We start from the raw sequence: 26,423 nt of genomic DNA on the forward strand, positions 1-26,423 counted from the left end.
TTGCATGCCGACGACGGCCCCACTGCACAAGGTGCTCCCGGAATGACCCGATTGACCTCTCTCAACCCCTGGCTGGCGGCCCTCGCCGTCACCCTTTGCGTGCAGTTTCCGGCGCAGGCCCAGGAGCGTTTCACCCTGAACATCCCGGGTGTTTCCGATAACCGCCTGTTCACCTCGGCAGCCGCCAGCGATGCAGCCGGCTGCGGCGGCAAGAACCAGTCGCCGGCCCTGAGCTGGAACGCAGGACCTGCCGGCACCCTGAGCTACGCGATCGTCATGCATGACCCGGACGGCCAGAAAGGCCTGGGCGTCGATCACTGGATTCATTACGGCATCAAAGCCACCACGCACCAGATTGCCGCGGGCGTCGGTGCCAAATCCGCATTTGAAGGTGTTGGCGGCACCAACAGCAAGGGCAACACCCATTACATGGGGCCTTGCCCGCCAGTGGGCGACAGTGCGCACCACTACATCATCCAGATCTACGCACTGGATCTGGCCCCGGATGCTTTGCCGGCCGGTTTGACCCGCGCCGAACTGATGGAAAAAATCAAAGGCCATGTCCTGCGTAACAGCAGTGCGGTGCGGCGTTATCACCGCTGAAAATATTTTTAGCGGCGTTTAACCCGAACTGAAAGGGCTGCCCGTCTCAGTGGATGAATCATCAATTTCATCCCGAGGTCAGCCCCCATGTCACTTCCTCTCTTGCGTCCTGTTGCGGTTGCTGTGCTGCTGGTGCTCGCCGGTTGCGGTGCTTCGTCCACACCCGATTCTGCTGCTGTGCCAGCGCCGGCACAGCCTGAGGTGCTGGTTCAGCAGGAAGCCGTGATGGCTGACACCTCAATGGCCAAGCGCGCGCTGTACAAGATGCCCAATGCAGGCAACGCGCCGATGCCGTTGAGTGAAAGTTATCCACAGGGCTATCGCGACGAGCAGCGCGAGCAGTATCAGACGTTGGCCGATAACCCGATCCACAGCGTCGCCGAGACGCCGGTTTCTACCTTCAGTGCCGACGTCGACACGGGCGCTTATGCCAACGTCCGTCGCCTGCTCAATCAAGGCCGATTGCCGCCGGAAGGCGCGGTACGGCTGGAGGAAATGGTCAATTACTTCTCCTATGACTACGCGCTGCCCAGCGACGGCTCGCCGTTTGGCGTGACCACTGAACTGGCCGTATCTCCGTGGAACCCGCACACCCGCTTGCTGCGCATCGGCATCAAGGCGTCCGACCGTGCCGTGACGGAACTGGCCCCGGCCAATCTGGTGTTTTTGGTCGACGTGTCCGGCTCGATGGATCGTCGCGAAGGCCTGCCGATGGTGAAAAGCACGCTGAAATTGCTGGTCGATCAGTTGCGCGATCAGGATCGTGTGTCATTGGTGGTGTATGCCGGTGAATCGAGAGTGGTGCTGGAGCCTACTTCCGGACGGGATAAAGCGAAAATTCGTACAGCCATTGAGCAATTGACTGCGGGCGGTTCGACCGCTGGTGCTTCAGGCATCGAATTGGCCTACCAAAAGGCACAGCAAGCCTTCATCCCCAAAGGCATCAACCGCATTCTCTTGGCCACCGATGGCGACTTCAATGTCGGCGTCAGCGACTTCCACAGCCTCAAACAAATGGCTGTGGATGAACGCCAAAGCGGGATTTCGCTGACGACCCTGGGTTTTGGTGTGGATAACTACAATGAACACTTGATGGAACAACTGGCCGATGCCGGCGATGGCAACTACGCCTATATCGATAATCTGCGCGAGGCGCGCAAAGTGTTGGTGGATCAGTTGAGTTCGACGCTTGCCGTGGTGGCGGAAAACGTCAAATTGCAGGTGGAATTCAACCCGGCGCAGGTCAGCGAATATCGCCTGCTTGGCTATGAAAACCGCGCGTTGAAGCGTGAGGATTTCAGCAATGACAAAGTCGATGCCGGCGAAATCGGCGCAGGACACACGGTGACCGCGCTGTACGAAATTGTTCCGGCGGGCGAGAAGGGCTGGCTGGAGCCGCTGCGTTACGCTGAGTCGGAGTCGGTTGTTTCCGGGAAGAACGGAGAATTGGCAATGCTGCGTGTGCGTTATCAACGTCCTGACGGTGGGAAAAGTCTGCTGATCGAGCGGCCAATCGCCAATCAGGTCGCGCCTGCCAGCGAAGACCTGCGCTTTGCCGCTGCCGTTGCTGCATTCTCCCAGCAACTCAAGGACGGTCGTTATACCGGCGACTTCAGTCTGAAAGATACGGAAACACTGGCACGTGGCGCACGTGGCGATGACCGCTTCGGCCTGCGCAACGAGTTCGTGCAACTGGTTGAATTGGCGCAAAGTCTGCGCACATCGAGCGCTTCTAACGCGCTGGCCACTGAACGACGGATTGAATAAGTGAGTCGTCTGAAAGGCTTTATCAGCCAGCTGTTTGCCTCGGCAGACAGCTTAACCGCCAGCAGCGATGAATCGCTGCTGGCGCGTTATCGCGAGGGCGACGGCACCGCGTTCGAGATTTTGTACGCGCGCCATCGCCAAGGCCTGTACCGGTTTCTGCTCGGATTGAGCGGCAAACCGGAACTGGCCGACGAAGTATTTCAGGAGACCTGGCTGAGCCTGATCCGCAGTAGCAGTCAGCCACAAGGCCGGGCGACTTTTCGTACGTGGCTGTTCCAGATCGCGCGCAATCGCCTGATCGATCACTGGCGCAAACACGGCGCCTGGCAACCGCTGCACGACAGCTACGACGAGCAAAATCACGCTGTCAGCGATGAGGCGAACGATCCCGAACAACTGCTCAGCCTCAGTCGCGACAGCCAGCGCCTGGAAAGCGCCCTGCAAACCCTGCCCGCCGACCAGCGCGAAGTGTTCCTGCTGCGCGCCCACGGCGACCTCGACTTTGCACAAATCGCCAGCCTCACCGAAGCACCGCTGGAAACCGTCAAAAGCCGCTTGCGCTACGCCCAGCAAAAACTGCGTCGGCTGCTGGCCGAGGAGGTACTGACATGACTGACGCCCGCCAGACACCCGAAGATCCGCTGATCAAACATGTGCGCGAACAGCACAACGCCGAACCTCCAGCGTACCTTGATGCGTTCATCCTCAACGCTGCGCAGCGTCAAATCCCTGCGCCGAAACCAAGCCTGTGGCACCGCTGGCTGGACGCTTGCCGCAAACCACGCTGGCAAGTCGCGTTCGCCAGCCTCGTTGGTGTGGCATTGATGTTATCGCTGGTGCAGCGCGCCCCTGAACCGCTGCGTCAGTACGACTACGCCCCAGCCCCCAAGCTTGCTGTACCCATGACCGAAACAGACTCCGCGCAACTGCACCGATTGTCGGCCCCGGCCGGCGCCATGCCGGCACCTGTGCCGATGATGGAAATGGCCGCGCCGATGCAAGATCAAGCCATCAGCGCCGACGAGGCCAAATTCAGCAAGCGCGCCGCTGCCCCGGTCAATGGTCTCGACGCGCAACTGCGCGAAGTCCTGCGCCTGCGCGAATCCGGCCAATCGCAAGCCGCCGACAGCCTGTTCAACAACCTGCACAAACGCTACCCGAACGCCGATCTCGATGCCCGACTTGAGCAGTTGCGGAAAAAATGACCACTTGATCCACCAGCCATTTGGCATTGCCCCGCAAAAACGCGCACTATCGGGGCATTGCCGATGCGCTGGAGGACAACGTGGCAGCAAAAATTGACCGCATCGCCCAACTGCTCAACTGCCCGGAGAAGGGCGAAGAGATGCGGCGCGCGATTACCGAGACCCGTAAGGAGTTTCTGCTGAATCAGCCGGAAGAGGATGTCGTTGATGGGGACGAGGTTTTTGAGGAGGTTGAGGAGGAAGAGGACGACGATGATTACGACGAGTTCGACTGGACGACGGAGTGACGTCGTTCCAGTCCCTTTGCATCGCCCACAAAAAAGCCCCGGACCATCACAGTCCGGGGCTTTCTCGTTTAAATCAATGGCGCACCAGGCGGGATTCGAACCCACGACCCCTGCCTTCGGAGGGCAGTACTCTATCCAGCTGAGCTACTGGTGCAGCGGGCGACATCATACCTAGGTCGGCTCGGGGCGTCCATGCTGGGTTTGAGCGGGTATTGTCAGTGCGCGTGTCGGCGCAAATTGCTGCATTCCTTAAAGCTGTAACGTCCTGCAAAACCCTCGCTTGGCGCTTTGGCGGGGTTGATCTAAGGTTTTCCTGCGATGGGGGCTTTTGGCTCGTTGATCTGAAAAATTCCACAAACACGGCGTTTTTGTTCTTTTTTTCGAACGACCTATTGTCCTTTAACCCCTTTGATCCTACGATCCGTTTGAGATTTCAAACGCTCGTTGACGGGATGTTGAAGCGCAGGTGCTACCAATAGTGCACTGTCGATGCGCCACATCCGGTCACTGATTTCCCTGACGGCAGCCTTGCGAGGCGCCTTTCTACAATCATAATTTGCTCCGCGCAGGCCGCGGTGCTGTTAAGGAAAGCCGACATGCAGCTTAAAGACACCCTGTTGTTCCGCCAGCAAGCCTTCATTGATGGCGCTTGGGTCGATGCGGACAACGGTCAGACGATCAAGGTCAACAATCCGGCCACCGGTGAAATCCTCGGTACTGTGCCGAAAATGGGCGCCGCCGAAACCCGCCGTGCCATCGAAGCCGCTGACAAGGCGCTGCCGGCCTGGCGTGCACTGACCGCCAAAGAGCGTGCCGGCAAGCTGCGTCGCTGGTTCGAATTGATGATCGAGAACCAGGACGACCTCGCGCGCCTGATGACCCTCGAACAGGGCAAGCCGCTGGCCGAAGCCAAGGGCGAAATCGTTTACGCCGCGTCGTTCATCGAGTGGTTCGCAGAAGAAGCCAAGCGCATCTACGGTGACGTTATTCCGGGCCACCAGCCAGACAAGCGCCTGATCGTGATCAAGCAGCCAATCGGCGTGACCGCTGCGATCACTCCATGGAACTTCCCGGCGGCGATGATCACCCGCAAGGCCGGTCCAGCGCTGGCTGCCGGTTGCACCATGGTGCTCAAGCCTGCTTCGCAAACTCCGTTTTCCGCTTTCGCCCTGGCCGAACTGGCTCAGCGCGCGGGCATTCCTGCGGGCGTGTTCAGTGTCGTTTCCGGCAGCGCCGGCGACATCGGCAGCGAGCTGACCAGCAACCCGATCGTGCGCAAGCTGTCCTTCACCGGTTCGACCGAAATCGGCCGTCAACTGATGTCGGAATGCGCCAAGGACATCAAGAAAGTCTCGCTGGAATTGGGCGGCAACGCGCCGTTCATCGTGTTCGACGATGCGGATCTGGATAAGGCCGTCGAAGGCGCGATCATTTCCAAGTACCGCAACAACGGCCAGACCTGCGTCTGCGCCAACCGCCTGTACATTCAGGATTCGGTCTACGACGCGTTCGCCGAGAAGCTGAAAGTGGCTGTGGCCAAACTGAAGATCGGCAACGGTCTGGAAGATGGCACCACCACTGGCCCGCTGATCGACGAAAAAGCCGTGGCCAAGGTGCAAGAGCACATTGCTGACGCTGTAGCCAAAGGCGCGACCGTGCTGGCTGGCGGCAAGCCAATGGAAGGCAACTTCTTCGAGCCGACCATCCTGACCAACGTGCCGAAAAATGCCGCCGTGGCCAAGGAAGAAACTTTCGGTCCGCTGGCGCCGCTGTTCCGCTTCAAAGATGAAGCCGAAGTGATCGCGATGTCCAACGACACCGAGTTCGGTCTGGCTTCCTACTTCTATGCTCGCGACCTCGGTCGTGTGTTCCGTGTCGCTGAAGCGCTGGAATACGGCATGGTCGGCGTCAATACCGGGCTGATCTCCAACGAAGTCGCGCCGTTCGGCGGCATCAAGGCCTCGGGCCTGGGCCGTGAAGGCTCCAAGTACGGCATCGAAGATTACCTGGAAATCAAATACCTCTGCCTGGGCATCTAAGCCGGGAAAGGGATCGCTGCAAACGCAAAGGGCACGAGAGCGCTGTCCCTTTGCGTGGTTTCAAACCGGAAATTTCTCTGCGGCCGGGAACGCTGTGGCAGTCGATCATCGCATGCTGCCACCGTCGATTTCTCCCGCTTAATCCTTGAACCACGCCGCCCGATGAGCGGCGAATGAGGACTGTAATGAGCAAGACTAACGCTGAACTGATGGCCCGTCGTACCGCAGCTGTTCCACGTGGTGTTGGCCAGATTCACCCGATCTTCGCTGAGTCGGCAAAAAACGCTACCGTGACTGACGTTGAAGGTCGTGAGTTCATCGACTTCGCCGGCGGTATCGCTGTACTGAACACCGGCCACGTGCACCCGAAAATCATTGCTGCCGTGACCGAACAGCTGAACAAGCTGACCCACACTTGCTTCCAGGTGCTGGCGTACGAGCCGTACGTTGAGCTGTGCGAAAAAATCAACGCCAAGGTCCCAGGTGATTTCGCCAAGAAAACCCTGCTGGTGACCACCGGTTCCGAAGCCGTGGAAAACGCCGTGAAAATCGCTCGTGCCGCCACTGGCCGCGCTGGCGTGATCGCTTTCACCGGCGCTTACCACGGTCGCACCATGATGACCCTGGGCCTGACCGGTAAAGTCGTGCCTTACTCGGCCGGCATGGGCCTGATGCCAGGCGGCATCTTCCGCGCGCTGTACCCGAACGAACTGCACGGCGTGAGCATCGACGATTCGATCGCTTCCATCGAACGCATCTTCAAGAACGACGCCGAGCCGAAAGACATCGCCGCGATCATCATCGAGCCTGTGCAGGGTGAAGGTGGTTTCTACGTTGCGCCGAAAGAATTCATGAAGCGTCTGCGCGCCCTGTGCGATCAGCACGGCATCCTGCTGATCGCTGACGAAGTACAGACCGGCGCTGGCCGTACCGGTACGTTCTTCGCCATGGAACAGATGGGCGTTGCTGCCGACCTGACCACCTTCGCCAAATCCATCGCTGGCGGCTTCCCGCTGGCCGGCGTGTGCGGCAAGGCCGAATACATGGACGCCATTGCTCCAGGCGGCTTGGGCGGCACTTACGCCGGTAGCCCGATCGCTTGCGCCGCTGCATTGGCCGTAATGGAAGTGTTCGAAGAAGAACAACTGCTGGACCGCTGCAAGGCTGTCGGCGAGCGTCTGGTCACTGGCCTGAAAGCTATCCAGGCCAAGTACCCGGTGATCGGCGAAGTCCGTGCCCTGGGCGCGATGATCGCGGTCGAGCTGTTCGAAAACGGCGACAGCCACAAGCCGAACGCTGCTGCTGTAGCGTCGGTTGTGGCCAAGGCCCGCGACAAGGGTCTGATCCTGCTGTCCTGCGGCACCTACGGCAACGTTCTGCGCGTCCTGGTACCGCTGACCTCGCCGGACGAGCAACTGGACAAAGGTCTGGCGATCATCGAAGAGTGCTTCTCCGAGCTCTGATCACCCCGTGTGACCTGATCGACAAAAAACCCGCCTCGGCGGGTTTTTTTACGCCCTTTGAAACACATCGAGCGCTTTAGCGCTGTATCGAATGGCCAGCATTGGCTAAGGTTCAGGCATTGCAAGGGAGAGCGCGCATGACTGCCGTTGATTTACCCGCCGTACCGCGAGTACTGATTGCCGAGGCCGATCCGTGGTCTCGCGACCTGCTCAAACAAGTGCTGCTGAACGTGCGTTGCGATGCGCGGCTGGACCTGTGTGCCGATGGCCAGCAAGCCATGTCGATGCTCAGCGAAATTCCGTATGACCTGGCTATCGTCGATTGGGAGCTGCCCGGCGTCGATGGTTTGAATGTGCTGCGCAATGTCCGTCAGCGCAAGCGCAATCCGCCGCTGCCGTTCATTCTGATGAGCAGCCGCAACGACAGCGCCAGCGTGCGCGAAGCGATTCCGCTGGCGCCAACGGCGTATTTGACCAAGCCACTGAACATGGAAAGCCTGACTGAGCGTCTACAGGGTTTGCTGCTCAATGCCGGTGAAGAGGTGTTCTGTGAGGTGCCGGCATTGGCGCCGGGCATGACCTTGTCAGTGTTTCTTGAGCGTCGCCGGGAGCAGGCCGACGGTGCGCCACTGATGACCGATGTGCAGGTGGCGGTGAAGCGCAGTCTCAATCCAGGCGGGCTGGATTTGAAGCTGCTGGAAGACGAGATCAAAACCGATCCACAGATCACGGCGGTGTTGATCGCTGCGGCCAACAGCGCGGCGCAGCACCATGGCGCGCCGGTTCAGACATTGGCGCAAGCCCTGCATCGCCTGGGCACCGGACAGAGCATGAACCTGATTCTGGGGCTGGCGCTCAAGCGCAGCGCCAAGCTCAGTGATCCGTGTCTGGCGGATTATGCCGAGCGTTACTGGGGGCTGTCGCTGCACACCGCTGAATACGCGCGCACCCTGGCGCGGCTTCTCGATCTCGATCAGGAGCGCTGTTACTGCGCGGGCATGCTGCATCGCTTGGGTGATTTGGCGTTGCTGCGTTGTCTGCAGGAATGGCAGCAGGCGGGTGGTGAGCTGGATGAGCTGGAGGAAGTCGGCGAGGCGCTGGCTGAGTTTGGCGCCGCTTACGGTTCGGCTCTGCGCACTCGCTGGCGCCTGCCGCTGGAATTGCGGGAGCTTATTGCCTCGGTCTATCAGCTCGGCGGTGGCGTGTATTCCCGTGAGGCGCTGGTTATGAACATGGCGGCGCAGATGGCGCATCTGACCGAGCATGAGGGCGTTGAGGAGTTGGCGAAGAGCCGCACGGCGCGGTTGCTCAAGATCGGCTTGCCGGAATTGATGCGGATGCGCAAATAACCTGCATCAGCACTGACTCTGTGGGAGCGAGCTTGCTCGCGAAAGCGGTGTGTCATTCAGCGCTATGTTGACTGACAAGACGCCTTCGCGAGCAAGCTCGCTCCCACAGTAGTTATGTGTTGGGTTGAGGTGTTGGGCTCAGGCGGAAATGATGCGGTTCTTGCCCTGCCGTTTGGCCTCATACATGGCCGCATCCGCGCGGGCGAACAGGCTGTCGAGGCTTTCGTCTTCTCCGGTAAGGCTGGTCAGCCCCTGGCTGACGGTGATGCCGAACGTCTGCCCGTCATGGCTGAAGCTCAAACGTTGAATCTCCTGCTGCAGGCGTTCGGCCACTTGCATGGCCATGTCCGGTGCGCACCCTGGAAACACCGCCGCAAACTCTTCCCCGCCAATCCGTCCGAACAGGTCTCCTCGACGCAACGAGCCGCGTCCGCACTCGGCAATCCGTTGCAGCACGTTGTCGCCTTCCGGGTGGCCGTAGGTGTCGTTGATCATTTTGAAATCATCGATATCCAGCAGCAGAAAGGCCATTGGCGAACCTTGCACACGCGCCTCCTCAAATTCGCGGTTGGCGCATTCGAAGAAGTGTCGGCGATTGCTGCTTTGCGTCAGCACGTCGGTGGTCGCCAAACGATGCAGTTCGGTTTCCATCTGCTTTTTGTCGGTGATGTCCTCGGCGATGCCGACGATGATCACCGGTTGCCCCGGTTCGTCTTGACGGTTGATAAAGCATTTGTCGCTGAGCCAGCGCACCTGGCCGTCGGCGGCGATGATCCTGTATTCGCGATCTTCTACCGCACCTTTGTGCAGCACTTCGGCGAGGCTGCGTTCGGCGTATTCCAGGTCGTCGGGGTAGATGCTGTCACGCCATTGGTTGTAATCGGCGAGCAGGAGGCCGGCGGAGCGGCCGAAAATCCGTTCGTAGGCGGGGCTGACGTACAGCACCTGACGGGTTTCCCAGTTGAAAGCCCAGAGCACGGCGTTGACGCTGACCAGCAATGAGCTGAACAACTGCTCGCGTTCGCTTAGCCGAGCGACTTCGCCTTGGGCGTGCATCAACGCCATCAGGGTTTGCGCGGCCTCGGGCCACTGCGGGAAGGATGAGTCTTTTTGATTGTTGTTGACCATCGGCACAGATCTCAAAGGACGTGCCGCAATTCGACAACGGCCACAGTACAGCCCGCCGGGATGGCGAAGTGTCTTTGAGATAGGGGATTTTTAGCGAAGTTCCGAAGGGTGCACCCGGGAGCCGGGTGCACCGATCAACGGTCTCAGACCGCCGCAGGACGCAGCGAGTAGGTTTTCAGCTGGTCTGCGAATTCACGCAGGGACTGGATACCGCTGGCCTCAGCCTCGTGAATCCACTCTTTGATGGCGGCGAGCATGTCGTGGCCATTTGCGCTGGTCTTGACCCAGATCTGCTGCAGGGCCAGGCGTTTTTCGTAAATTACCTTCAGCGCCTGGCTGTGCTCGAGCATGGTCTGGATGCGCAAGTGATGACGGTCTTCCAGCAGGCTGGTTTCCCGCGACAGCAGGCGTTTGGCGCGGTGGAACTGGTGGCGTACCGAATGATCGACCTTGGCCAGCTCTTGCTTGACCAGCGGGCCGATGACCAATTTGCGGTACTGGGCCATGATCTGGAAGCGGTTGTTGAGGATGGCCATGGCGGTGTCCATGTCCAGATTGCCCTTGCCTTCAACGCGGTGGGCGATCGGCGCGACACGCTGGACCTTGGCCAGACGCAGGAAACTGAAGACTTTGATCCACGCCCAGCCGAGGTCGAACTCCCACTTCTTCACCGACAGCTTGGCCGAGTTAGGGTAGGTGTGATGGTTGTTGTGCAGTTCTTCGCCGCCGATCAGGATGCCCCACGGCACCAGATTGGTCGCCGCGTCGCGGCATTCGAAGTTGCGGTAGCCAACGGCATGGCCGAGACCGTTGATCACGCCGGCGGCCCACACCGGGATCCACATCATCTGGATCGCCCAGATGGTGATGCCGATGGTGCCGAACAGCAGCAGGTCGATAACGCCCATGATCGCCACGCCCATCAGCGGGTAGCGGCTGTAGACATTGCGTTCGATCCAGTCTTCGGGGCAGTTCTTGCCGTAGATGCGCAGGGTTTCCGGGTTCTGCGCCTCGGCACGGTACAGCTCGGCGCCGGTGCGCAATACGGTGGAAAGGCCTTTGATGACCGGGCTGTGCGGGTCGTCTTCGGTTTCGCACTTGGCGTGATGTTTACGGTGGATGGCGGTCCACTCGCGGGTGTTCTGCGCCGTGGTCAGCCACAGCCAGAAACGGAAAAAGTGCTTCAGGCCAGCATTCAGCTCCAGCGAGCGATGGGCCGAGTAGCGATGCAGATAGACCGTGACGGCGACAATTGTCACGTGGGTCATCAGCAGGGTGACTGCGACCAGAGACCAGGCCGACAAGCCAAGAAAACCTTCGTACCACATAGGCTATAGGGCCCTCGATAAAGATAAAAACAGCCGTTGCATTATCACCAAGCACACAGATAAAACCAGTCGCGCTTTCAGATAAGAGTCGCTGGATGTTTCTTGACCTATAATTCCAACCTTTTTGTAGGGACATGGACAGCCGAATGCCTGCCACTTACCGCGATGCATTGCGTGCAGCGCTGCTCTATCTCGTGCTTGCCGCTGCCTGGCTGCAAGGCACTGATCATTTATTAAACAATTTCTTCGATAACTCCGTCGATCTTGCGCGGTGGCAACTGATCAACGGTTACCTGTTTGCAGCCGTCAGCGCGGGGCTGATTTTCCTGGCGCGAGCGCGTTTGTGCACGTTTCTCGGGATCGGTGCACGGTTGCGCGAGCGCCACGTCGATCGCGAACGCCTGCGTCAGGCCGCGGCGGTATTCGATTGCACCCGCGAGGGCGTGTTGGTGACTAACCATCATGGCCTGATCGTTCACGTCAATCGCGCCTTCATGGAGATCACCGGTTATCAGCGTGAAGAAGTCATTGGGCAGCCGCCGAGCCTGTTCAAATCCGGCCACCATCCGCCAGGGTTCTATCAGGCAATGTTTGCCACGCTTGAGTCGCAAGGCGAATGGAGCGGTGAAATCTGGAACCGGCGAAAAAGCGGCGAGATTTATCCGCAGTGGCAGACCATCCGGGTCATTCACGATGATCTGGGCCGGATCAGCCATTACGTCGCGGTGTTTTCCGACATCAGCGCGATCAAGGATTCCGAACATGAGCTCAAACACCTTGCGCACCATGACCCGCTGACGGATCTGCCCAATCGTCTGCTGTTCAGCGATCGCGCCGAACAGGCGTTGGCCTCGGCGCAAAATCATAAGCGCGGCTGTGCATTGCTGATGCTTGATCTCGATCACTTCAAAATGATCAACGACAGCCTCGGCCATAACATCGGTGATCGCTTGCTCAAGGCTGTGGCGGCGCGTTTGCAGGCGCTGTTCGGCCCCGGCATTACTCTGGCGCGGCTCGGCGGCGATGAGTTCGCGGTTTTGGCGGAGAGTTGTCCACAGCTGGTGCAGGCAGCGGCGCTGGCGCAACGCATTCTCGATGCACTGAAGGAGCCGTTCTGCATCGATGGCCATGAACTGTTCATCAATGCCAGCATCGGCATCAGCCTGTTCCCCAGTGACGCGTTGAGCGCCGAGCAGCTGTTGCGCAATGCCGACGCGGCGCTGTTCAAAGCCAAGAGCAGCGGCCGCAACGGTTACGCCCTGTACACCGAAGAACTCACCGCCCACGCCCAGCAACGGGTCGAAATCGCTTTCGAGCTGCGCCGCGCGCTTGAGCAGCAGGAGCTGCGGGTTTACTACCAACCAGTGCATGACTTGAAAACCAGTCGCTTGATTGGCGTCGAAGCGTTGGTGCGCTGGCAGCATCCGGTGCGTGGTCTGGTGTCGCCGGCGGAGTTCATTCCGATTGCCGAGCGCACTGGGCTGATTGCCGAAATCGACGCGTGGGTGATGCAGCAGGCGTGCCGGCAGATGTGCCAGTGGCAGCAGGCCGGGATCGTGTTGTCATTTGTCGCGGTGAACGTGTCGTCGCGTTTGTTCGCCCGACGTGAGCTTTATCAACAGGTCGCGCAGGTCCTGCATGACACCGGGCTGGATCCGGCGTATCTGGAGCTGGAAGTGACGGAAAGCGCGGTGATGGACGATCCGGAAGTGGCGCTGGAGCAGATGCATCGTCTGCGTGAGCTTGGCATTCGCCTGGCCATCGATGATTTCGGCACCGGCTATTCGTCGTTGCTGCGGCTCAAGCGTTTGCCGGTGCAGAAACTGAAGATTGATCAGGGCTTCGTCGCCGGACTGCCATGGGATGAGGACGACGCGGCGATTGTCCGGGTGATTATCGCGCTGGCCCGAAGTATGGGCATGCAGGTGCATGCCGAGGGCATCGAGCAGGTTGAGCAGGCGGCGTTTTTGCTGGAGCAGGAATGTGATCTGGGGCAGGGGTATTGGTTTGGGCGGCCGAGTCCGGCAAAGGAGATTGACTGGGCAAGGGCGCCGTTGATTGGCTAAGGCAGGGGCAAACTTGTTCCTGCGCTCAGCAAAGGGGCGCTCTGCGTCGGCCCAAAATCGCGGCGCAGAGCGCCGCCGGCTGCATTCCCACGCGGAGCGTGGGAACGATCAGTTTTTCAGTTATATAAACATTCTTAAATAGTCTTTTTAAGAATATCCGCGCCTCTCTTATATTGCTCCTACGCCGAACGCAGTGCCGCCCACTGCCAGGCAAATCCCATTCAAAGGAGCAGCACCATGAGCGCATCCCTTCGCAGCGTTGACGGTCAGGACGAAAGCACCATCTTGCGTGAAATCCAGAGCGCCCTGCGCGATCTGCGTTTCGGCGCGGTGGAGATCACTGTGCATAACGCGCAAGTCGTGCAGATCGAACGCAAAGAGAAATTCCGTTTGCAGCAACCGGGCAAACAACCGGGCTGAGTTGAAGATCAAAAGATCGCAGCCTGCGGCAGCTCCTACAGGGGGCTGTGTGTAGGAGCTGCCGAAGGCTGCGATCTTTCGCCGGCACACCCGATTCCAGATATTCATAAGAAAAAGCCACCACCAAGAATTCCAGGAGCTTTCACCATGTCGTCGATTCGCCGTTACGCTTTGGCCGCCCTGGCCAGCGCTGTGTTTGCCGGTTCCGCGGTTGCCAAGGATTACGAACTGCTCAATGTGTCGTATGACCCGACGCGCGAGCTGTATCAGGACTACAACGCTGAGTTCATCAAGTTCTGGCAGAAAGATCACGCCGGCGACACAGTGAAAATCCAGCAATCCCACGGTGGTTCGGGCAAGCAGGGCCGCGCTGTGATCGACGGTCTGCGTGCCGACGTGGTGACCCTGGCCCTGGCTGGTGACATCGACGAAATCGCCAAACTCGGCAAGACCCTGCCCGCCGACTGGCAGAAGCGTCTGCCGGAAGCGAGCACGCCGTACACCTCGACCATTGTGTTCCTGGTGCGCAAGGGCAACCCGAAAGGCATCAAGGACTGGGGTGATCTGGTCAAGAACGACGTCTCGGTGATCACCCCGAACCCGAAAACCTCCGGCGGCGCCCGCTGGAACTTCCTCGCCGCATGGGCCTATGGCCTGAAAGCCAACGGTGGTGACGAAGCGAAAGCCAAAGAATACGTACAGACCCTGTTCAAGCACGTGCCCGTGCTGGACACCGGTGCACGCGGTTCGACCATTACTTTCGTCAACAACGGGCAGGGTGACGTGTTGCTGGCTTGGGAAAACGAAGCGTTCCTGGCGCTGAAAGAAGATGGCGGCGCTGACAAGTTCGACATCGTTGTGCCTTCGCTGTCGATCCTCGCCGAGCCACCCGTGGCCGTGGTCGACAAGAACGCCGAGAAGAAAGGCAACGAGCAGATCGCCGAAGCCTATCTGAAGCACCTGTACAGCCCGGCCGGTCAGGAAATCGCTGCGAAGAACTTCTACCGTCCGCGTGACAAGGACGTGGCCGCGAAGTACGCCCAGCAGTTCCCGAAACTGGACCTGGTGACCATCGACAAGGACTTCGGCGGCTGGAAAACCGCGCAACCGAAATTCTTCAACGACGGTGGCGTGTTCGACCAGATTTATCAGGCGCAGTAATCTGACTTCAGCCACACATCAAGCCTGAAGCCAGGCGCGAAAAATGTGGGAGCGAGCTTGCTCGCGAAAGCGGAGTGTCAGACGACGTAGAGTTGGCTGATACTCCCTCTTCGCGAGCAAGCGCGCTCCCACATTGGTGCGTTCAGCGGAATGCTTTTTAACCAAGGACTTTTATGTCGCGTCGTATCTCCCCCGTCATACCCGGCTTCGGGCTGACGCTGGGTTACACCTTGGTGTACCTCAGCCTGATTGTGCTTATCCCGCTGGCGGCGATGTTCGTCCACGCCGCCCAACTCACCTGGGATCAGTTCTGGACGATCATTTCCGCGCCACGGGTGTTGGCCGCGTTGAAGCTGAGCTTCGGCACCGCGCTGTGTGCCGCGATCATCAACGGCATCATCGGTACGCTACTGGCCTGGGTGCTGGTGCGCTACACGTTCCCGGGGCGCAAGGTGATCGACGCGATGATCGATCTGCCGTTCGCGCTGCCGACCGCCGTGGCCGGTATTGCGTTGACTGCGCTGTACGCGCCGGCGGGACTGGTCGGTCAGTTCGCCGCCGACCTCGGTTTCAAAATCGCCTACACCCCGCTGGGTATCACCCTGGCGCTGACCTTCGTCACCCTGCCGTTCGTGGTGCGCACGGTGCAACCGGTGCTGGCCGACATTCCCCGTGAAGTCGAAGAAGCTGCCGCGTGCCTCGGTGCGAAACCGTTGCAGGTGTTCCGCCACATCCTCGTACCCGCATTGCTGCCCGCCTGGCTGACCGGTTTTGCCCTGGCGTTCGCCCGTGGCGTTGGCGAGTACGGTTCGGTGATCTTCATCGCCGGCAACATGCCGATGAAAACCGAGATCCTGCCGCTGCTGATCATGGTCAAACTCGACCAATACGATTACACCGGCGCTACCGCCATCGGCGTGCTGATGCTGGTGGTTTCCTTCGTCCTGTTGCTGCTGATCAACTTGCTGCAGCGGCGCATCGAAACCCCATAAGGAGGCGCGAACCATGTCCCAATCGTCTATTGCGGCCGCCTCTTCGGCCAACGCTGCACGCCGTGGCAGTGCCACTTCGCGCAGAATCCTGATCGGCCTTGGCTGGCTGGTTTTTTTCCTGTTTCTGCTGCTGCCGTTGTTCATCGTGGTATCGCAGGGTTTGAAGAATGGCCTCGGTGCATTCTTCACCGCGATCTTTGAACCGGACGCACTGTCGGCACTGAAACTCACCGTGTTTGCCGTGCTGATTTCGGTGCCGCTGAACCTGGTGTTCGGCGTCAGCGCTGCCTGGTGCGTGAGCAAATACTCGTTCCGTGGCAAGAGCATGCTGGTGACCCTGATTGACCTGCCGTTCTCGGTTTCGCCGGTGATCGCCGGTCTGGTCTACGTGCTGATGTTTGGCGCGCAAGGCCTGTTCGGGCCTTGGTTGCAGGATCACGACATCCAGATCGTCTTCGCCCTGCCGGGCATCGTGCTGGCGACGATCTTCGTCACCGTGCCGTTCGTGGCCCGTGAGCTGATCCCGCTGATGCAGGAACAAGGCACACAGGAAGAGGAAGCCGCGCGCCTGCTCGGCGCCAATGGCTGGCAGATGTTCTGGCACGTGACCGTCCCCAACATCAAATGGGGCCTGATCTATGGCGTGGTGCTGTGTACCGCGCGGGCCATGGGTGAGTTCGGTGCGGTGTCGGTGGTCTCCGGGCACATTCGCGGGGTGACCAACACCTTGCCGCTGCACGTCGAGATCCTCTACAACGAATACAACCACGTGGCCGCGTTCGCTGTGGCGAGCCTGTTGCTGATCCTGGCGCTCTTCATCCTGCTGCTCAAGCAGTGGAGCGAAAACCGTATCAACCGCCTGCGCGCCAGCGCCGCGGAGGAATAATTCATGTCGATCGAAGTGCGTAACGTCAGCAAGAATTTCAATGCGTTCAAGGCGCTGGACAACATCAGCCTGGACATCCACAGCGGTGAACTGGTCGCGCTGCTCGGCCCGTCGGGCTGCGGCAAGACCACGCTGCTGCGGATTATCGCCGGTCTGGAAACCCCGGATCAGGGCAACATCGTTTTCCATGGCGAAGACGTTTCCGGCCACGACGTGCGTGATCGCAACGTCGGTTTCGTGTTTCAGCACTACGCCTTGTTCCGTCACATGACCGTGTTCGACAACGTCGCCTTCGGCCTGCGCATGAAACCGAAAAACCAGCGCCCGAGCGAAAGCCAGATCGCGACCAAGGTTCACGAACTGCTGAACATGGTGCAGCTGGATTGGCTGTCGGATCGTTACCCGGAGCAGTTGTCCGGTGGTCAGCGTCAGCGTATCGCTTTGGCCCGTGCCTTGGCGGTCGAGCCGAAGGTGTTGCTGCTGGATGAGCCGTTCGGCGCTCTCGATGCCAAGGTGCGTAAAGAGCTGCGTCGCTGGTTGGCGCGTCTGCACGAAGACATCAATCTGACCTCGGTGTTCGTGACCCACGACCAGGAAGAGGCGATGGAAGTTGCTGACCGCATTGTGGTGATGAACAAGGGCGTGATCGAACAGATCGGCTCACCGGGCGACGTCTACGAAAACCCGGCCAGCGATTTCGTTTACCACTTCCTCGGCGATTCGAACCGCTTGCTGTTGAGCGACGACAACCACGTGCTGTTCCGCCCGCACGAAGTGTCGTTGTCCAAGCATGAGCTGGAAGATCACCATGCGGCTGAGGTGCGTGATATTCGGCCGTTGGGCGCGACCACGCGGGTGACGTTGAAGGTAGAAGGGCAGACTGATCTGATCGAGGCCGAAGTGGTCAAGGATCACGACAGCCTGATCGGTCTGGCCAAGGGTGAAACGCTGTTCTTCAAACCCAAGGTCTGGCAGAAAGTCGCCAGCCTCTAACTGATCGTTCCCACGCTCTGCGTGGGAATGCATCCCGTGACGCTCTGCGTCACAGTGGACGCGAAGCGTCCATGGCGGCGTTCCCACGCAGAGCGTGGGAACGAGCAGGGTTGAAGTCTAGATTGCCGCACGATTCGGATTGACTCGCACCACCCCCGCCCGCGCCTCGATCTGCTCTTTCAACTCATGCCGCATCCCGAGCATGAACGCCAACTCGGCCACCACAAACAACGGCCCGACAATCAGCCCCGACACATCATCGACAAACGCCGGTTTGCGCCCTTCATAGTGATGCCCGACAAACTGGATTACCCAGCCAACGACAAACATCGCCAGCCCGCTGCTCAACCAGACCATCGTGCTCTGCTGCGCCAATACATGCCCGGCCCAGACTGACAGCCCCATCAGCACCGTCATCAACACCCCGAGCTTCACTTCCAGACGCAGATAAAACCACGACGAGGCCAGCGCCAACGCAACGGCTGGAGATATCCACAACCCGCCCAGCGACCATTCCGGGCGCGACAACAGAACTGCGACAGCCACCACAATCAGCGGAATGCCGATAAAGTGGCTGGCGATGTTGCGCGGGTCACGGTGGTAGGCGGCGTATTGACTGAGATGGTCGACGAGGCTTTTCATTGTTGTTCCTCCGGTAGGGTTGATCGCATCATCCCTCGGGATCAGGGTTCGCTCTGTCAGGCAGGCGACAATCCAGGAGTGTTTATGCAAATTCGTTCGCGGCTGATGAGTGGCCAGTGGTTCAGTCATCTGCCGGTGCCCTTTCAGGATAGCTTGCTGGCGGCAGCACGAGAGCGGCGGCTGACGGCGGGGCAGCGCTTGTTCCAGCGTGGTGATGCGCCGTGCGGCTTGTACGCGGTGCTCGATGGCGCCGTGCGCATCGGCGCGGTGAGCGAGCAGGGCAAGGAGGCGTTGTTGAGTCTGGTCGAGGCGCCGCACTGGTTCGGTGAAATCTGCCTGTTCGATGGCCAGCCGCGAACCCATGACGCTTATGCGGTCGGGCCGTGCACGTTGCTGAATATCCCGCAAGCGGTGCTGCTGAAACTGCTCGATGAGCACCCGGTGTACTGGCGGCATCTGGCCTTGCTGATGAGCCACAAACTACGCCTGACCTTTATCAACCTCGAACAACTGAGCCTGCTGCCAGCGCCGGCGCGTCTGGCTCATCGTTTGTTGATGATCGCCGAGGGCTACGGCGAACTCGACTCGCCGCGTCGTGTACTGCAACTGCCGCAGGAGCAGTTGGCATCGATGCTGTCGCTGTCGCGGCAGACCACCAATCAGATCCTCAAGGATTTGCAGGGGCAGGGGATTATCGGGCTCGGGTATGGCGAGATCGAAATCCTCGATGTCGTACGATTGCGCGCCCTCGCCACGATCTAGGATCCAACGCCGAACCATTGTAGGAGTGAGCCTGCTCGCGATAGCAATCTGTCAGTTGATCAATCTGTGACTGACAGATTGCTATCGCGAGCAGGCTCACTCCTACAGGGGATCTTTGTGGACTCAGGAACCGCGATAGGTCGAGAAACCATAAGGGCTGAGCAGCAGCGGGATGTGGTAATGCTGATCCGTCTTCTTCACTTCAAAAATCACCGGAATCTCCGGGAAGAAGGTGTCGTGCTTGACCTTCTTGAAGTACTCGCCGGTTTTGAACACCACGCGGTATTCACCCGCCTCAAAAGGCTGTTTGGCCGGGAACAGTTCGGCGATGCGCCCTTGTTCATTGGTCGTGCCTTGAGCAAGAGGCTGCCAGTTTTCGCCGACGTGTTTTTCCAGGGTCACGTTAATGCCCGGCGACGGCAGGCCGTTTTCCAGGTTAAGCACGTGCACGCTCAACGGATTACCGGCAGCCAGCGCCAGGCTTGAAAAAGCGCTCAGGCCGAGCGCGGCAAGGGTCATGCGCATAGTCGTCATGGATGCATCTCCTATTGGGAACGGGTAGTGGCCAGACCGGTTTTTTCGGCAGCCTTGATCGCACAGTTTTCGTCTTGCTCACCGCCGCCGGAACCGGCCACGCCCATGGCGCCCACCAGTTCGGTGCCGAGGAACAGCGGAATCCCGCCACCGAGCAGCAGCAATTCGTCGAGAGTGTTGAGGTTGGCGGTTTCCGGATTACCGCGGGCGCGTTCGGCAAACAGTCGGGTCGCGGTTTTGGTCGACAACGCGGTGTACGCCTTGCGTTGGCTGGCGGCGGTGTTGTGCGGGCCGACGCCGTCGCCGCGCAGGGTCACCAGCAGATTGCCGCCCCGATCGAGCACCGACGCCGTGCCGGTGCAGTTGGCCATTGCCGTGTCGGCGAGCAGGCGTGCAGTTTTAAGATCGAGGTCGGCGTGACGCGGCAGCTCAGGACTTGCGACAGCAACGCCACTGAGGCCGATCATCAGGCTTGCAACGAAGTATTTGACGGTCATGGACAGCCTCCAAAAGCGAAGGTCGCCACCTTAATCGCCGCTCTTCGTCAGAACCTCGTCAGTCTGATTACAAGTTTGTAATGGGCAACGCCGCCGAAGGCGCCTAGCCTGTGTACCTGATCAATCGAGGTGTGCCATGCGTTTGCTGGTCGTAGAAGATGAAGCCAAAACCGCGAACTTCCTCGCCAAAGGCCTGGGCGAGTCGGGTTTCGCCGTGGACGTGGCGCTCAACGGTCTCGATGGCCGTTACTTTATCGAGCAGCAGGAATATGACCTGATCATCCTCGACGTGATGCTCCCAGGGCTCAATGGCTGGCAATTGCTGCAGTTGATTCGTCAGCGCGGGGCGACACCGGTGCTGTTCCTGACCGCCAAGGACGCCATCGAAGACCGCGTGCGCGGGCTCGAACTGGGCGCCGACGACTACTTGCTCAAACCCTTCGCTTTCGCCGAACTGCTCGCACGGGTGCGCACCTTGCTGCGGCGCGGGCCTATGCGTGAAGCTGAGTCGTACACCATTGCCGATCTGGAAATCGATGTGCTGCGCCGCCGCGTCAGTCGCGGTGGCCAGCGCATTGCCCTGACCAACAAGGAGTTTGCCCTGCTGCAATTGCTCGCCAGTCGCCAGGGCGAAGTGCTGTCGCGCACGCTGATTGCCTCGCAGGTGTGGAACCTGAATTTCGACAGCGACACCAACATGGTCGAGGTTGCAGTGCGTCGTTTGCGCTCCAAAGTCGATGATCCGTACATGCCGAAACTGATCCACACCGTGCGCGGTGTCGGTTATCAACTGGAAGCCCCTGACGATGCGCTCTAGGTCGATCGCCTGGCGCCTGGCGCTGGCGTTCGCATTGGTCTGCGCCTTGGTGTTGAGTGCTATCGGCGTATTTCTCTATCGCTCGCTGGCCTCGGAAATCGCCTACCGCGACGACCTCGCATTGCTTGGACGACTGGAGCAAGTTCGCGCCTTGCTCGCCGACAGCGACAGCCTCGATGCCTTACAGGCACGGCCACGGCTGTATCAGAACATGCTCGGTAACCTCGACAGCCTGTTGCTGGTGCGCCGTGCCGACGGATCGAGTGTAATCGCGATCAATCCCCGTCAACGCGATTTGCCGGCGCTGAACGCCATCCCCCGCGAGCAAACGCCAAAGCGTCCCGATGTACTCACGTGGCAAGCGCCGGACGGTGCTGAACTGGCGCTGTTATCCGGCGAAGCGCGAGGGCCGAACGGCGAGCCGTTGACGGTCATCGCCGGCAAAGTGCTGAGCGAGCGCGAGCAGATGCTCGGCAGTTATCGCATGCGCTTGTACCTGTCGGTTGGACTGGGCGCGTTGCTCGCTTTTGCCTTGGGCTTGCTGTTACTCCGTCGGGGCCTGCAACCGTTGCGGCAGTTGAGCGAAGCAGTGCGCGGCATCGATCTGCGCAGCCTCGATCAGCGCTTGCCCACCAACGGCACGCCTGCCGAGCTGCTCGAACCGGTGCAGGCGCTCAACGGCATGCTGGCGCGGCTGGACGACAGCGTGCAGCGTCTCTCGCAATTCTCCGCTGACCTCGCCCACGAGATCCGTACGCCGCTGCACACCTTGTTGGCGAGCAACGGTCAGGCGCTGAATCATCCGCGCAGCACCGAGGAGTATCAGGACGTGCTGGCGTCGAACATGGAAGAATTCGAGCGGCTCAAGCGCATGGCGGAAAACCTGATGTTCCTCGCCCGTGCCGAACAGGCCGAGCGCGCGCTCAATCTGCAAGCGCTGGATTTGCAGGGTGTCGGCAGTGAGTTGTGTGATTACTTTGAAGCCTTAGCGGATGACCGTGATGTGCGACTCGACAATCAACTGCACGGTGAACTGCTTGCCGATCAGCAACTGTTGCAGCGGGCGCTCGGCAATCTGCTGGCCAATGCCGTGCGTCATGCCGATCAAGGATCGGTGATCAGTCTGCGTCGCCGCGACGAGTCGGGTGAGTGCTGGTTGCAAGTGCACAACCTTGGCCCGGGGGTTGCGCAGGAACATCTGAGCAAACTGTTCGACCGCTTCTACCGCGTCGATCCTTCACGGGCGGAGCCGGGGGATTCGGGTGGGTTGGGGCTAGCGATTGTGCAGTCGATCATGCAGTTGCATGGGGGACAGGTGCGGGTAAGCAGCGATGCTGACGGCACCGTTTTTGAGTTGGGTTTTGCGTTGAATTAAAGGGCCCCTTCGCGAGCAGGCTCGCTCCCACAGGGGAAACGCATTCCAAATGTGGGAGCGAGCCTGCTCGCGAAGGCGCCGGATCTGACGACCCAACGTTGCGATCAATCAGCGCAACCCATCGCGAAACTGCCCAGGCGTCATCCCCGTCCAGCGCTTGAACGCGCGGCTGAAGCTGCTGGTGTCGGCAAACCCGAGCAGATAACTGACCTCACTCAACGAGCACTGCGGATCGCGCAGATGCAGCAACGCCAGATTCTCGCGGCTCTCATTGAGCAACGTGTCGAAGCGACAACCCTCATCCGCCAAGTGCCTTTGCAGGCTGCGCAAACTCAGGTGCAACGCCTGGGCAATCCGTTCAGCACTTGGCTCACCTTCCGGCAATTGTTCTTCAATGGCATCGCGAACCTTGCGCTCCCAGGTCAGCGGCTTGAGCTGGGCCATCGTGCGTTTGAGCACCGCTTCGTTGTGTTCGGCGAGTTCCGGGTTGGCGTCGTCGAGGTGGCTGTCGAAGTCGGCGAGGGCGAACTCCAGGCGATCCTCGGCGCAGCCGAAATGCACCGGAGCGCGGAAGACTTTGTGCCATTGATGCGCATCGCTCGGCTCCGGGCGGCGCAGATAAACCGCCAGCGGTGCGTAATCACGGCCGAGGCGATTGCGGCAGGTGCGCACGTAGATCGCGGTGAAGGCATCGATGGCTTCGAAGGCCGGCGCGGGATTGCCTGACGGAATTTTCAGACGGAACTGGTAGCGGTCGTCGCCACGAATCAGCTCCAGTTCCAGCGCGTCGCTAACCACCGGGTGATAACGCACGATACGTTCGAACACCTCGCGCAGGCTGCCGCTGGCGACCAGCGCATAACCGAGGGCATGGAACGTCGTAGGGCTGACAAAGCGTGATACGCGCAAACCAATTGCCGGGTCGCCGCTGACCTGCACGGCAATTTCCCACAGGCGTGTAGTGCCGGACAGTGGATAGCGCGCGTTGGGGTCGTCCATCAAATTCGGGTCGAGCCCGGCCTGCTGGCACAGGGCAATGCTGTCCAGCCCCAACGCATCGAGTTGCTTGCGCAAGGCACGGGTCCAGCTGGCGAGGGAGGTCGGTTCCTTCATGCTGATTGGCGCTTCCGGTCAACAGGTTGGCGTTCTCGGCTACCGCAATTGAAGCCTTGGCGAGGCACGATGCGAACATCATAAACCCGAGGATGGAAGCATGGACGGTACTTCTGCAAGTCCCCAGCGACACAATGCGGCCCAGCGATCAGCGCATATTCGTGAAGTGGTGCTGGCCAAAGGCGTCGAGCTGCGTGAGCGCTACCCGATTCTCAAGCATCAGGATGCGCTGGGCGCGGGGATTCTGGCCTTTGCGCTGATCGGGATGATTGGTTCGGCGACGCTGTACATCAGCGGCCATATGGCGTGGTGGGTTTGTCTGTTGCTCAATGCGTTTTTCGCGTCGCTGACCCATGAGCTTGAGCACGATCTGATCCACAGCATGTACTTCCGCAAGCAGCGCGTGCCGCACAACCTGATGATGGGCCTGGTGTGGCTGGCGCGGCCGAGCACGATCAACCCGTGGATTCGTCGTCATCTGCACCTCAATCACCACAAGGTCTCCGGCACTGAAACCGACATGGAAGAGCGCGCGATCACCAACGGCGAACCGTGGGGTTTTGCGCGCTTGTTGATGGTTGGCGACAACATGATGTCGGCCTTCATCCGCTTGCTGCGGGCGCCGACCTGGGCGCACAAGTGGAGCATTCTGAAACGGGTTTTCAAAGTCTATGCACCGCTGGCGCTGGTGCATTGGGGCGCGTGGTACGTGTTTCTCGGTTTTCACGCTGCCAACGGCATCGCCTATCTGCTGGGCTCGCCGATTGAATGGTCAGCGACGACGTTGTCGGTGATGCAGGTAATTGATATCGCCGCTGTGGTGATTATCGGCCCGAATGTGTTGCGCACGTTTTGCCTGCACTTCATTAGCTCGAACATGCATTACTACGGCGATGTCGAACTGGGCAATGTGTTGCAGCAGTGTCAGGTGCTGAACCCGTGGTGGTTGTGGCCGTTGCAGGCATTCTGCTTCAACTTTGGCAGCAGTCACGGGATTCATCATTTTGTCGTGAAGGAGCCGTTTTACATTCGTCAGCTGACGGTGCCGGTGGCGCATAAGGTGATGCGTGAGATGGGGGTGCGGTTCAATGATTTCGGCACGTTCGGGCGGGCGAACCGGTTTGTTCGGCGGGATGAAATCGCGGTGTCTGGGGAGGCGGTGGAGGCCTGACAGAAAGCGCCCTCACCCTAGCCCTCTCCCGGAGGGAGAGGGGACCGATTGGGGGATATTGGGGAAGTACGCCGACCTGAATGTTCCTCAGTGAATCCATAATCGATCCGATTTTTTAGGTCGATGTATAGCGAAAGACACCTCGGTCGGCCCCCTCTCCCACCGGGAGAGGGCTGGGGTGAGGGGCTTTTGATCTTCGCCTCAATCCGGCTGAAACGGCGACTCACTGAGAATCACCCCAGTCTCCTCCACATACTGCTGCCAATGCCCGATCAACGCGCTGAGCTTCTGCGGCTGACTCAACGCCAGATCATGAATCTCCCCCGGATCACTACCCAAATCATACAGCTGCCACGTCGCCGGCCCAACAGGCCCGGGAATCCACACCGCTTTCCACGCCCCCTGCCGAATCGCCCGACGCCCGAACAACTCCCAACCCGTTACCGTGTGCTCGTCATGCACCTGCGCGGTTTCGCCGGATAAAAAGCCCAACCACGATTTACCACGCAGCGGCGCCACAGGTTTGCCGTGCCAGAGCTTGCCCGGATGACGCACGCCCGCCAGATCGAGAATCGTCGGGGTGATGTCCATTACCGTGCCGAAACCGTGGCTGATCTGCCCTTTAATCGCCAATTGCGGATAGTGCAGCAGCGCCGGCACGCGAATCCCGCCCTCGGTAGTGAACGCCTTGAACAGCCGCGATGGCGCGGTTGCCACTTGAGCCCAGTTCGGCCCGTACCAGACATAGGAATTGGCCCGACCAATGTTGTCGAGGCTGTTGTCGTAGTGCTGGCTGAGGTACGTCACCAGTTCCGGGCCGAACTTCGGGAACGCTTCAAGCAGCGCGCCTTCAGCCCCGTTGTCGGACATGAACAGGATGAAGGTGTTGTCGAGCTGCCCCTGCTGGCGCAGGTAATCGACGACCCGGCCGATGTTCCAGTCCATGCGCTCGACCATCGCCGCGTAGACCTCCATCGCCCGCGCGGAAATCTGTTTTTGCTCGTCGCTTAACGCGTCCCACTGTTTGGTCAGTTGAATCAGCGGATGCGGCTCGACGTCTGGCTCAATCAGGCCGAGGGCTTTGAGTTTTTCCAGACGCTCCAGGCGCAGCACTTCCGGGCCGGCGTCATAGCGGCCACGGTATTTCTCGACGATGTCGGCGGGCGCCTGCAACGGCCAGTGCGGCGCGGAGAACGGCAGGTAGGCGAAGAACGGCCGGGTCTGATCACGCTCCTTGAGGTATTGCAGCAATTTGTCGCCAAAGGCATCGGAGGAATAAAAGTCCTTCGGCAATTCATCAAGGAAAGTATCGTCCTCGATGTACAGCGCCGGCGTGGATTTCAGCAGGCCGGGGGTTTGCTCATCGTAGGTCGGCTCGAAACCATAGTGGTTGGCCGCGCCCGGCAGCAGCGAAAACGAACGCTCGAAACCCCGCGCATGGGGCGCCAGTTCAGCCTTCAAACCGAGGTGCCATTTGCCGCTCATCAAGGTTTGATAACCGGCCTCGCGCAGCAGCTCCGGCAGCGCCACCACGCGGTCGTTGAGATAGCCCTCATAACCCGGTTTACCGATCAGTTCAGGCGTGAGCGTTTCGGCCATGGTGCCGATGCCGGCGATGTGGTGATCGGTGCCGGTCAGCAACATCGAGCGGGTCGGCGAACAGGTTGGTGCGGTATGAAAATCGGTGAGGCGCAGGCCATTGTTGGCCAGGGCATCAAGGTGCGGCGTGGCGATTTCGCCGCCGAACGCACCGATGTCGGAGAAGCCTAGATCGTCGGCCAGAATCACCAGAAAATTGGGACGTTGCGGCATCGCAAAACTCCTG

At 59.9% G+C, this 26,423-nt stretch carries 25 protein-coding genes and 1 tRNA gene; 18 read left to right on the forward strand and 8 right to left on the reverse strand.

Features of this window, described 5'->3' with window-relative positions; all coding sequences use genetic code 11:
• Positions 1-42: 42 nt before the first annotated feature.
• From FGA82_RS09390 to FGA82_RS09410, 5 genes are all read left to right on the forward strand, one after another.
• Positions 43-603: a YbhB/YbcL family Raf kinase inhibitor-like protein gene (locus FGA82_RS09390; protein ID WP_141126880.1), complete on the forward strand. Its 561-nt coding sequence runs from the start codon at positions 43-45 to the stop codon at positions 601-603.
• Between the two features lie 87 nt (positions 604-690).
• Positions 691-2,370, forward strand: a complete 1,680-nt coding sequence (locus FGA82_RS09395; RefSeq protein WP_141126881.1) for a vWA domain-containing protein — start codon at positions 691-693, stop codon at positions 2,368-2,370.
• Between the two features lie 30 nt (positions 2,371-2,400).
• Positions 2,401-2,982 (forward strand): RNA polymerase sigma factor, encoded by a 582-nt coding sequence (locus FGA82_RS09400; protein ID WP_171057265.1) that lies wholly within the window; start codon positions 2,401-2,403, stop codon positions 2,980-2,982.
• On the forward strand, positions 2,979-3,575 hold the full coding sequence (locus tag FGA82_RS09405; RefSeq protein ID WP_141126883.1) for a hypothetical protein: 597 nt from the start codon (positions 2,979-2,981) through the stop codon (positions 3,573-3,575). The genes FGA82_RS09400 and FGA82_RS09405 overlap by 4 nt, the downstream gene beginning before the upstream one ends.
• Before the next feature lie 20 nt (positions 3,576-3,595).
• Positions 3,596-3,862: a hypothetical protein gene (locus tag FGA82_RS09410; RefSeq protein WP_171057262.1), complete on the forward strand. Its 267-nt coding sequence runs from the start codon at positions 3,596-3,598 to the stop codon at positions 3,860-3,862.
• A gap of 77 nt (positions 3,863-3,939) precedes the next feature.
• Here the strand turns inward: FGA82_RS09410 and FGA82_RS09415 are convergent.
• Positions 3,940-4,016 (reverse strand) — tRNA-Arg (locus tag FGA82_RS09415).
• A 442-nt stretch (positions 4,017-4,458) separates the two neighbouring features.
• Between FGA82_RS09415 and gabD the strand changes: the two genes are divergently transcribed.
• From gabD to FGA82_RS09430, 3 genes are all read left to right on the forward strand, one after another.
• A complete protein-coding gene (gene gabD, locus FGA82_RS09420; protein ID WP_093440380.1) occupies positions 4,459-5,901 on the forward strand; it encodes an NADP-dependent succinate-semialdehyde dehydrogenase in 1,443 nt (480 codons plus the stop codon).
• 185 nt (positions 5,902-6,086) lie between these two features.
• The gene (gene gabT / locus FGA82_RS09425) at positions 6,087-7,364 is read left to right on the forward strand and encodes a 4-aminobutyrate--2-oxoglutarate transaminase (RefSeq protein ID WP_007917687.1); all 1,278 of its coding nucleotides are present in this window, start codon (positions 6,087-6,089) and stop codon (positions 7,362-7,364) included.
• A 137-nt stretch (positions 7,365-7,501) separates the two neighbouring features.
• Complete coding sequence (locus tag FGA82_RS09430) at positions 7,502-8,713, forward strand: response regulator (RefSeq protein ID WP_141126884.1); 1,212 nt, start codon at positions 7,502-7,504, stop codon at positions 8,711-8,713.
• Positions 8,714-8,851: 138 nt separating this feature from the next.
• On the opposite strand, the gene FGA82_RS09435 is transcribed toward FGA82_RS09430, so the two are convergent.
• Both FGA82_RS09435 and desA read right to left on the reverse strand, forming a co-directional pair.
• Positions 8,852-9,841, reverse strand: coding sequence for a GGDEF domain-containing protein (locus FGA82_RS09435; RefSeq protein ID WP_141126885.1), 990 nt, complete (start codon positions 9,839-9,841; stop codon positions 8,852-8,854).
• A 143-nt stretch (positions 9,842-9,984) separates the two neighbouring features.
• Positions 9,985-11,169, reverse strand: a complete 1,185-nt coding sequence (desA, locus tag FGA82_RS09440) for a delta-9 fatty acid desaturase DesA (RefSeq protein WP_141126886.1) — start codon at positions 11,167-11,169, stop codon at positions 9,985-9,987.
• A gap of 146 nt (positions 11,170-11,315) precedes the next feature.
• Here desA and dibA point away from each other — a divergent pair, with 146 nt between their 5' ends.
• The 6 genes from dibA (at position 11,316) to FGA82_RS09470 (ending at position 17,687) form a co-directional block, all read left to right on the forward strand.
• A complete protein-coding gene (dibA, locus tag FGA82_RS09445; protein WP_141126887.1) occupies positions 11,316-13,235 on the forward strand; it encodes a phosphodiesterase DibA in 1,920 nt (639 codons plus the stop codon).
• Positions 13,236-13,472: 237 nt separating this feature from the next.
• The gene (oscA, locus tag FGA82_RS09450; protein WP_007917682.1) at positions 13,473-13,655 is read left to right on the forward strand and encodes a sulfur starvation response protein OscA; all 183 of its coding nucleotides are present in this window, start codon (positions 13,473-13,475) and stop codon (positions 13,653-13,655) included.
• Positions 13,656-13,802: 147 nt separating this feature from the next.
• A complete protein-coding gene (locus FGA82_RS09455) occupies positions 13,803-14,816 on the forward strand; it encodes a sulfate ABC transporter substrate-binding protein (protein ID WP_007917681.1) in 1,014 nt (337 codons plus the stop codon).
• Positions 14,817-14,989: 173 nt separating this feature from the next.
• Positions 14,990-15,808: a sulfate ABC transporter permease subunit CysT gene (gene cysT / locus FGA82_RS09460; RefSeq protein ID WP_038367238.1), complete on the forward strand. Its 819-nt coding sequence runs from the start codon at positions 14,990-14,992 to the stop codon at positions 15,806-15,808.
• Positions 15,809-15,821: 13 nt separating this feature from the next.
• The gene (gene cysW / locus FGA82_RS09465; protein ID WP_038367233.1) at positions 15,822-16,694 is read left to right on the forward strand and encodes a sulfate ABC transporter permease subunit CysW; all 873 of its coding nucleotides are present in this window, start codon (positions 15,822-15,824) and stop codon (positions 16,692-16,694) included.
• Between the two features lie 3 nt (positions 16,695-16,697).
• Positions 16,698-17,687: a sulfate/molybdate ABC transporter ATP-binding protein gene (locus tag FGA82_RS09470; RefSeq protein WP_003220514.1), complete on the forward strand. Its 990-nt coding sequence runs from the start codon at positions 16,698-16,700 to the stop codon at positions 17,685-17,687.
• Between the two features lie 117 nt (positions 17,688-17,804).
• Here FGA82_RS09470 and FGA82_RS09475 read toward each other — a convergent pair whose 3' ends face one another.
• Positions 17,805-18,329: a DUF962 domain-containing protein gene (locus tag FGA82_RS09475; RefSeq protein ID WP_141126888.1), complete on the reverse strand. Its 525-nt coding sequence runs from the start codon at positions 18,327-18,329 to the stop codon at positions 17,805-17,807.
• Between the two features lie 84 nt (positions 18,330-18,413).
• On the opposite strand from FGA82_RS09475, the gene FGA82_RS09480 reads away from it, so the two are divergent.
• Positions 18,414-19,091, forward strand: coding sequence for a Crp/Fnr family transcriptional regulator (locus FGA82_RS09480; RefSeq protein WP_141126889.1), 678 nt, complete (start codon positions 18,414-18,416; stop codon positions 19,089-19,091).
• A gap of 123 nt (positions 19,092-19,214) precedes the next feature.
• Here the strand turns inward: FGA82_RS09480 and uraH are convergent, their stop codons facing one another.
• Positions 19,215-19,625 (reverse strand): hydroxyisourate hydrolase, encoded by a 411-nt coding sequence (gene uraH, locus FGA82_RS09485; protein ID WP_141126890.1) that lies wholly within the window; start codon positions 19,623-19,625, stop codon positions 19,215-19,217.
• Between the two features lie 11 nt (positions 19,626-19,636).
• The gene (locus FGA82_RS09490; RefSeq protein ID WP_141126891.1) at positions 19,637-20,122 is read right to left on the reverse strand and encodes a GlcG/HbpS family heme-binding protein; all 486 of its coding nucleotides are present in this window, start codon (positions 20,120-20,122) and stop codon (positions 19,637-19,639) included.
• A gap of 136 nt (positions 20,123-20,258) precedes the next feature.
• On the opposite strand from FGA82_RS09490, the gene FGA82_RS09495 reads away from it, so the two are divergent.
• Together FGA82_RS09495 and FGA82_RS09500 are read left to right on the forward strand one after the other, a co-directional pair.
• On the forward strand, positions 20,259-20,939 hold the full coding sequence (locus tag FGA82_RS09495; protein ID WP_038367211.1) for a heavy metal response regulator transcription factor: 681 nt from the start codon (positions 20,259-20,261) through the stop codon (positions 20,937-20,939).
• Complete coding sequence (locus FGA82_RS09500; RefSeq protein WP_141126892.1) at positions 20,929-22,314, forward strand: heavy metal sensor histidine kinase; 1,386 nt, start codon at positions 20,929-20,931, stop codon at positions 22,312-22,314. Before FGA82_RS09495 ends, FGA82_RS09500 begins: the two co-directional genes overlap by 11 nt.
• A gap of 108 nt (positions 22,315-22,422) precedes the next feature.
• Here the strand turns inward: FGA82_RS09500 and FGA82_RS09505 are convergent, their stop codons facing one another.
• Positions 22,423-23,427: an AraC family transcriptional regulator gene (locus tag FGA82_RS09505; protein ID WP_141126893.1), complete on the reverse strand. Its 1,005-nt coding sequence runs from the start codon at positions 23,425-23,427 to the stop codon at positions 22,423-22,425.
• A gap of 100 nt (positions 23,428-23,527) precedes the next feature.
• Between FGA82_RS09505 and FGA82_RS09510 the strand changes: the two genes are divergently transcribed.
• Entirely contained in the window at positions 23,528-24,598 is a 1,071-nt protein-coding gene (locus tag FGA82_RS09510; RefSeq protein ID WP_141126894.1) for a fatty acid desaturase, read from the forward strand.
• A gap of 201 nt (positions 24,599-24,799) precedes the next feature.
• Here FGA82_RS09510 and FGA82_RS09515 read toward each other — a convergent pair whose 3' ends face one another.
• Positions 24,800-26,410 (reverse strand): arylsulfatase, encoded by a 1,611-nt coding sequence (locus tag FGA82_RS09515; protein WP_141126895.1) that lies wholly within the window; start codon positions 26,408-26,410, stop codon positions 24,800-24,802.
• Positions 26,411-26,423: the final 13 nt, after the last annotated feature.

It is taken from the genome of Pseudomonas fluorescens (assembly GCF_005938625.1).
Taxonomy (GTDB): Bacteria; Pseudomonadota; Gammaproteobacteria; order Pseudomonadales; family Pseudomonadaceae; genus Aquipseudomonas; species Aquipseudomonas fluorescens_BD.

Coding starts and splice junctions, on each gene's coding strand:
- FGA82_RS09390 (WP_141126880.1), top strand. CDS start 43: ATGACCCGATTGACCTCTCTCAACCCCTGGCTGGCGGCCCTCGCCGTC.
- FGA82_RS09395 (WP_141126881.1), top strand. CDS start 691: ATGTCACTTCCTCTCTTGCGTCCTGTTGCGGTTGCTGTGCTGCTGGTG.
- FGA82_RS09405 (WP_141126883.1), top strand. CDS start 2,979: ATGACTGACGCCCGCCAGACACCCGAAGATCCGCTGATCAAACATGTG.
- gabD (WP_093440380.1), top strand. CDS start 4,459: ATGCAGCTTAAAGACACCCTGTTGTTCCGCCAGCAAGCCTTCATTGAT.
- gabT (WP_007917687.1), top strand. CDS start 6,087: ATGAGCAAGACTAACGCTGAACTGATGGCCCGTCGTACCGCAGCTGTT.
- FGA82_RS09430 (WP_141126884.1), top strand. CDS start 7,502: ATGACTGCCGTTGATTTACCCGCCGTACCGCGAGTACTGATTGCCGAG.
- FGA82_RS09435 (WP_141126885.1), bottom strand. CDS start 9,841: ATGGTCAACAACAATCAAAAAGACTCATCCTTCCCGCAGTGGCCCGAG.
- desA (WP_141126886.1), bottom strand. CDS start 11,169: ATGTGGTACGAAGGTTTTCTTGGCTTGTCGGCCTGGTCTCTGGTCGCA.
- dibA (WP_141126887.1), top strand. CDS start 11,316: ATGCCTGCCACTTACCGCGATGCATTGCGTGCAGCGCTGCTCTATCTC.
- oscA (WP_007917682.1), top strand. CDS start 13,473: ATGAGCGCATCCCTTCGCAGCGTTGACGGTCAGGACGAAAGCACCATC.
- FGA82_RS09455 (WP_007917681.1), top strand. CDS start 13,803: ATGTCGTCGATTCGCCGTTACGCTTTGGCCGCCCTGGCCAGCGCTGTG.
- cysT (WP_038367238.1), top strand. CDS start 14,990: ATGTCGCGTCGTATCTCCCCCGTCATACCCGGCTTCGGGCTGACGCTG.
- cysW (WP_038367233.1), top strand. CDS start 15,822: ATGTCCCAATCGTCTATTGCGGCCGCCTCTTCGGCCAACGCTGCACGC.
- FGA82_RS09470 (WP_003220514.1), top strand. CDS start 16,698: ATGTCGATCGAAGTGCGTAACGTCAGCAAGAATTTCAATGCGTTCAAG.
- FGA82_RS09475 (WP_141126888.1), bottom strand. CDS start 18,329: ATGAAAAGCCTCGTCGACCATCTCAGTCAATACGCCGCCTACCACCGT.
- FGA82_RS09480 (WP_141126889.1), top strand. CDS start 18,414: ATGCAAATTCGTTCGCGGCTGATGAGTGGCCAGTGGTTCAGTCATCTG.
- uraH (WP_141126890.1), bottom strand. CDS start 19,625: ATGACGACTATGCGCATGACCCTTGCCGCGCTCGGCCTGAGCGCTTTT.
- FGA82_RS09490 (WP_141126891.1), bottom strand. CDS start 20,122: ATGACCGTCAAATACTTCGTTGCAAGCCTGATGATCGGCCTCAGTGGC.
- FGA82_RS09495 (WP_038367211.1), top strand. CDS start 20,259: ATGCGTTTGCTGGTCGTAGAAGATGAAGCCAAAACCGCGAACTTCCTC.
- FGA82_RS09500 (WP_141126892.1), top strand. CDS start 20,929: ATGCGCTCTAGGTCGATCGCCTGGCGCCTGGCGCTGGCGTTCGCATTG.
- FGA82_RS09505 (WP_141126893.1), bottom strand. CDS start 23,427: ATGAAGGAACCGACCTCCCTCGCCAGCTGGACCCGTGCCTTGCGCAAG.
- FGA82_RS09510 (WP_141126894.1), top strand. CDS start 23,528: ATGGACGGTACTTCTGCAAGTCCCCAGCGACACAATGCGGCCCAGCGA.
- FGA82_RS09515 (WP_141126895.1), bottom strand. CDS start 26,410: ATGCCGCAACGTCCCAATTTTCTGGTGATTCTGGCCGACGATCTAGGC.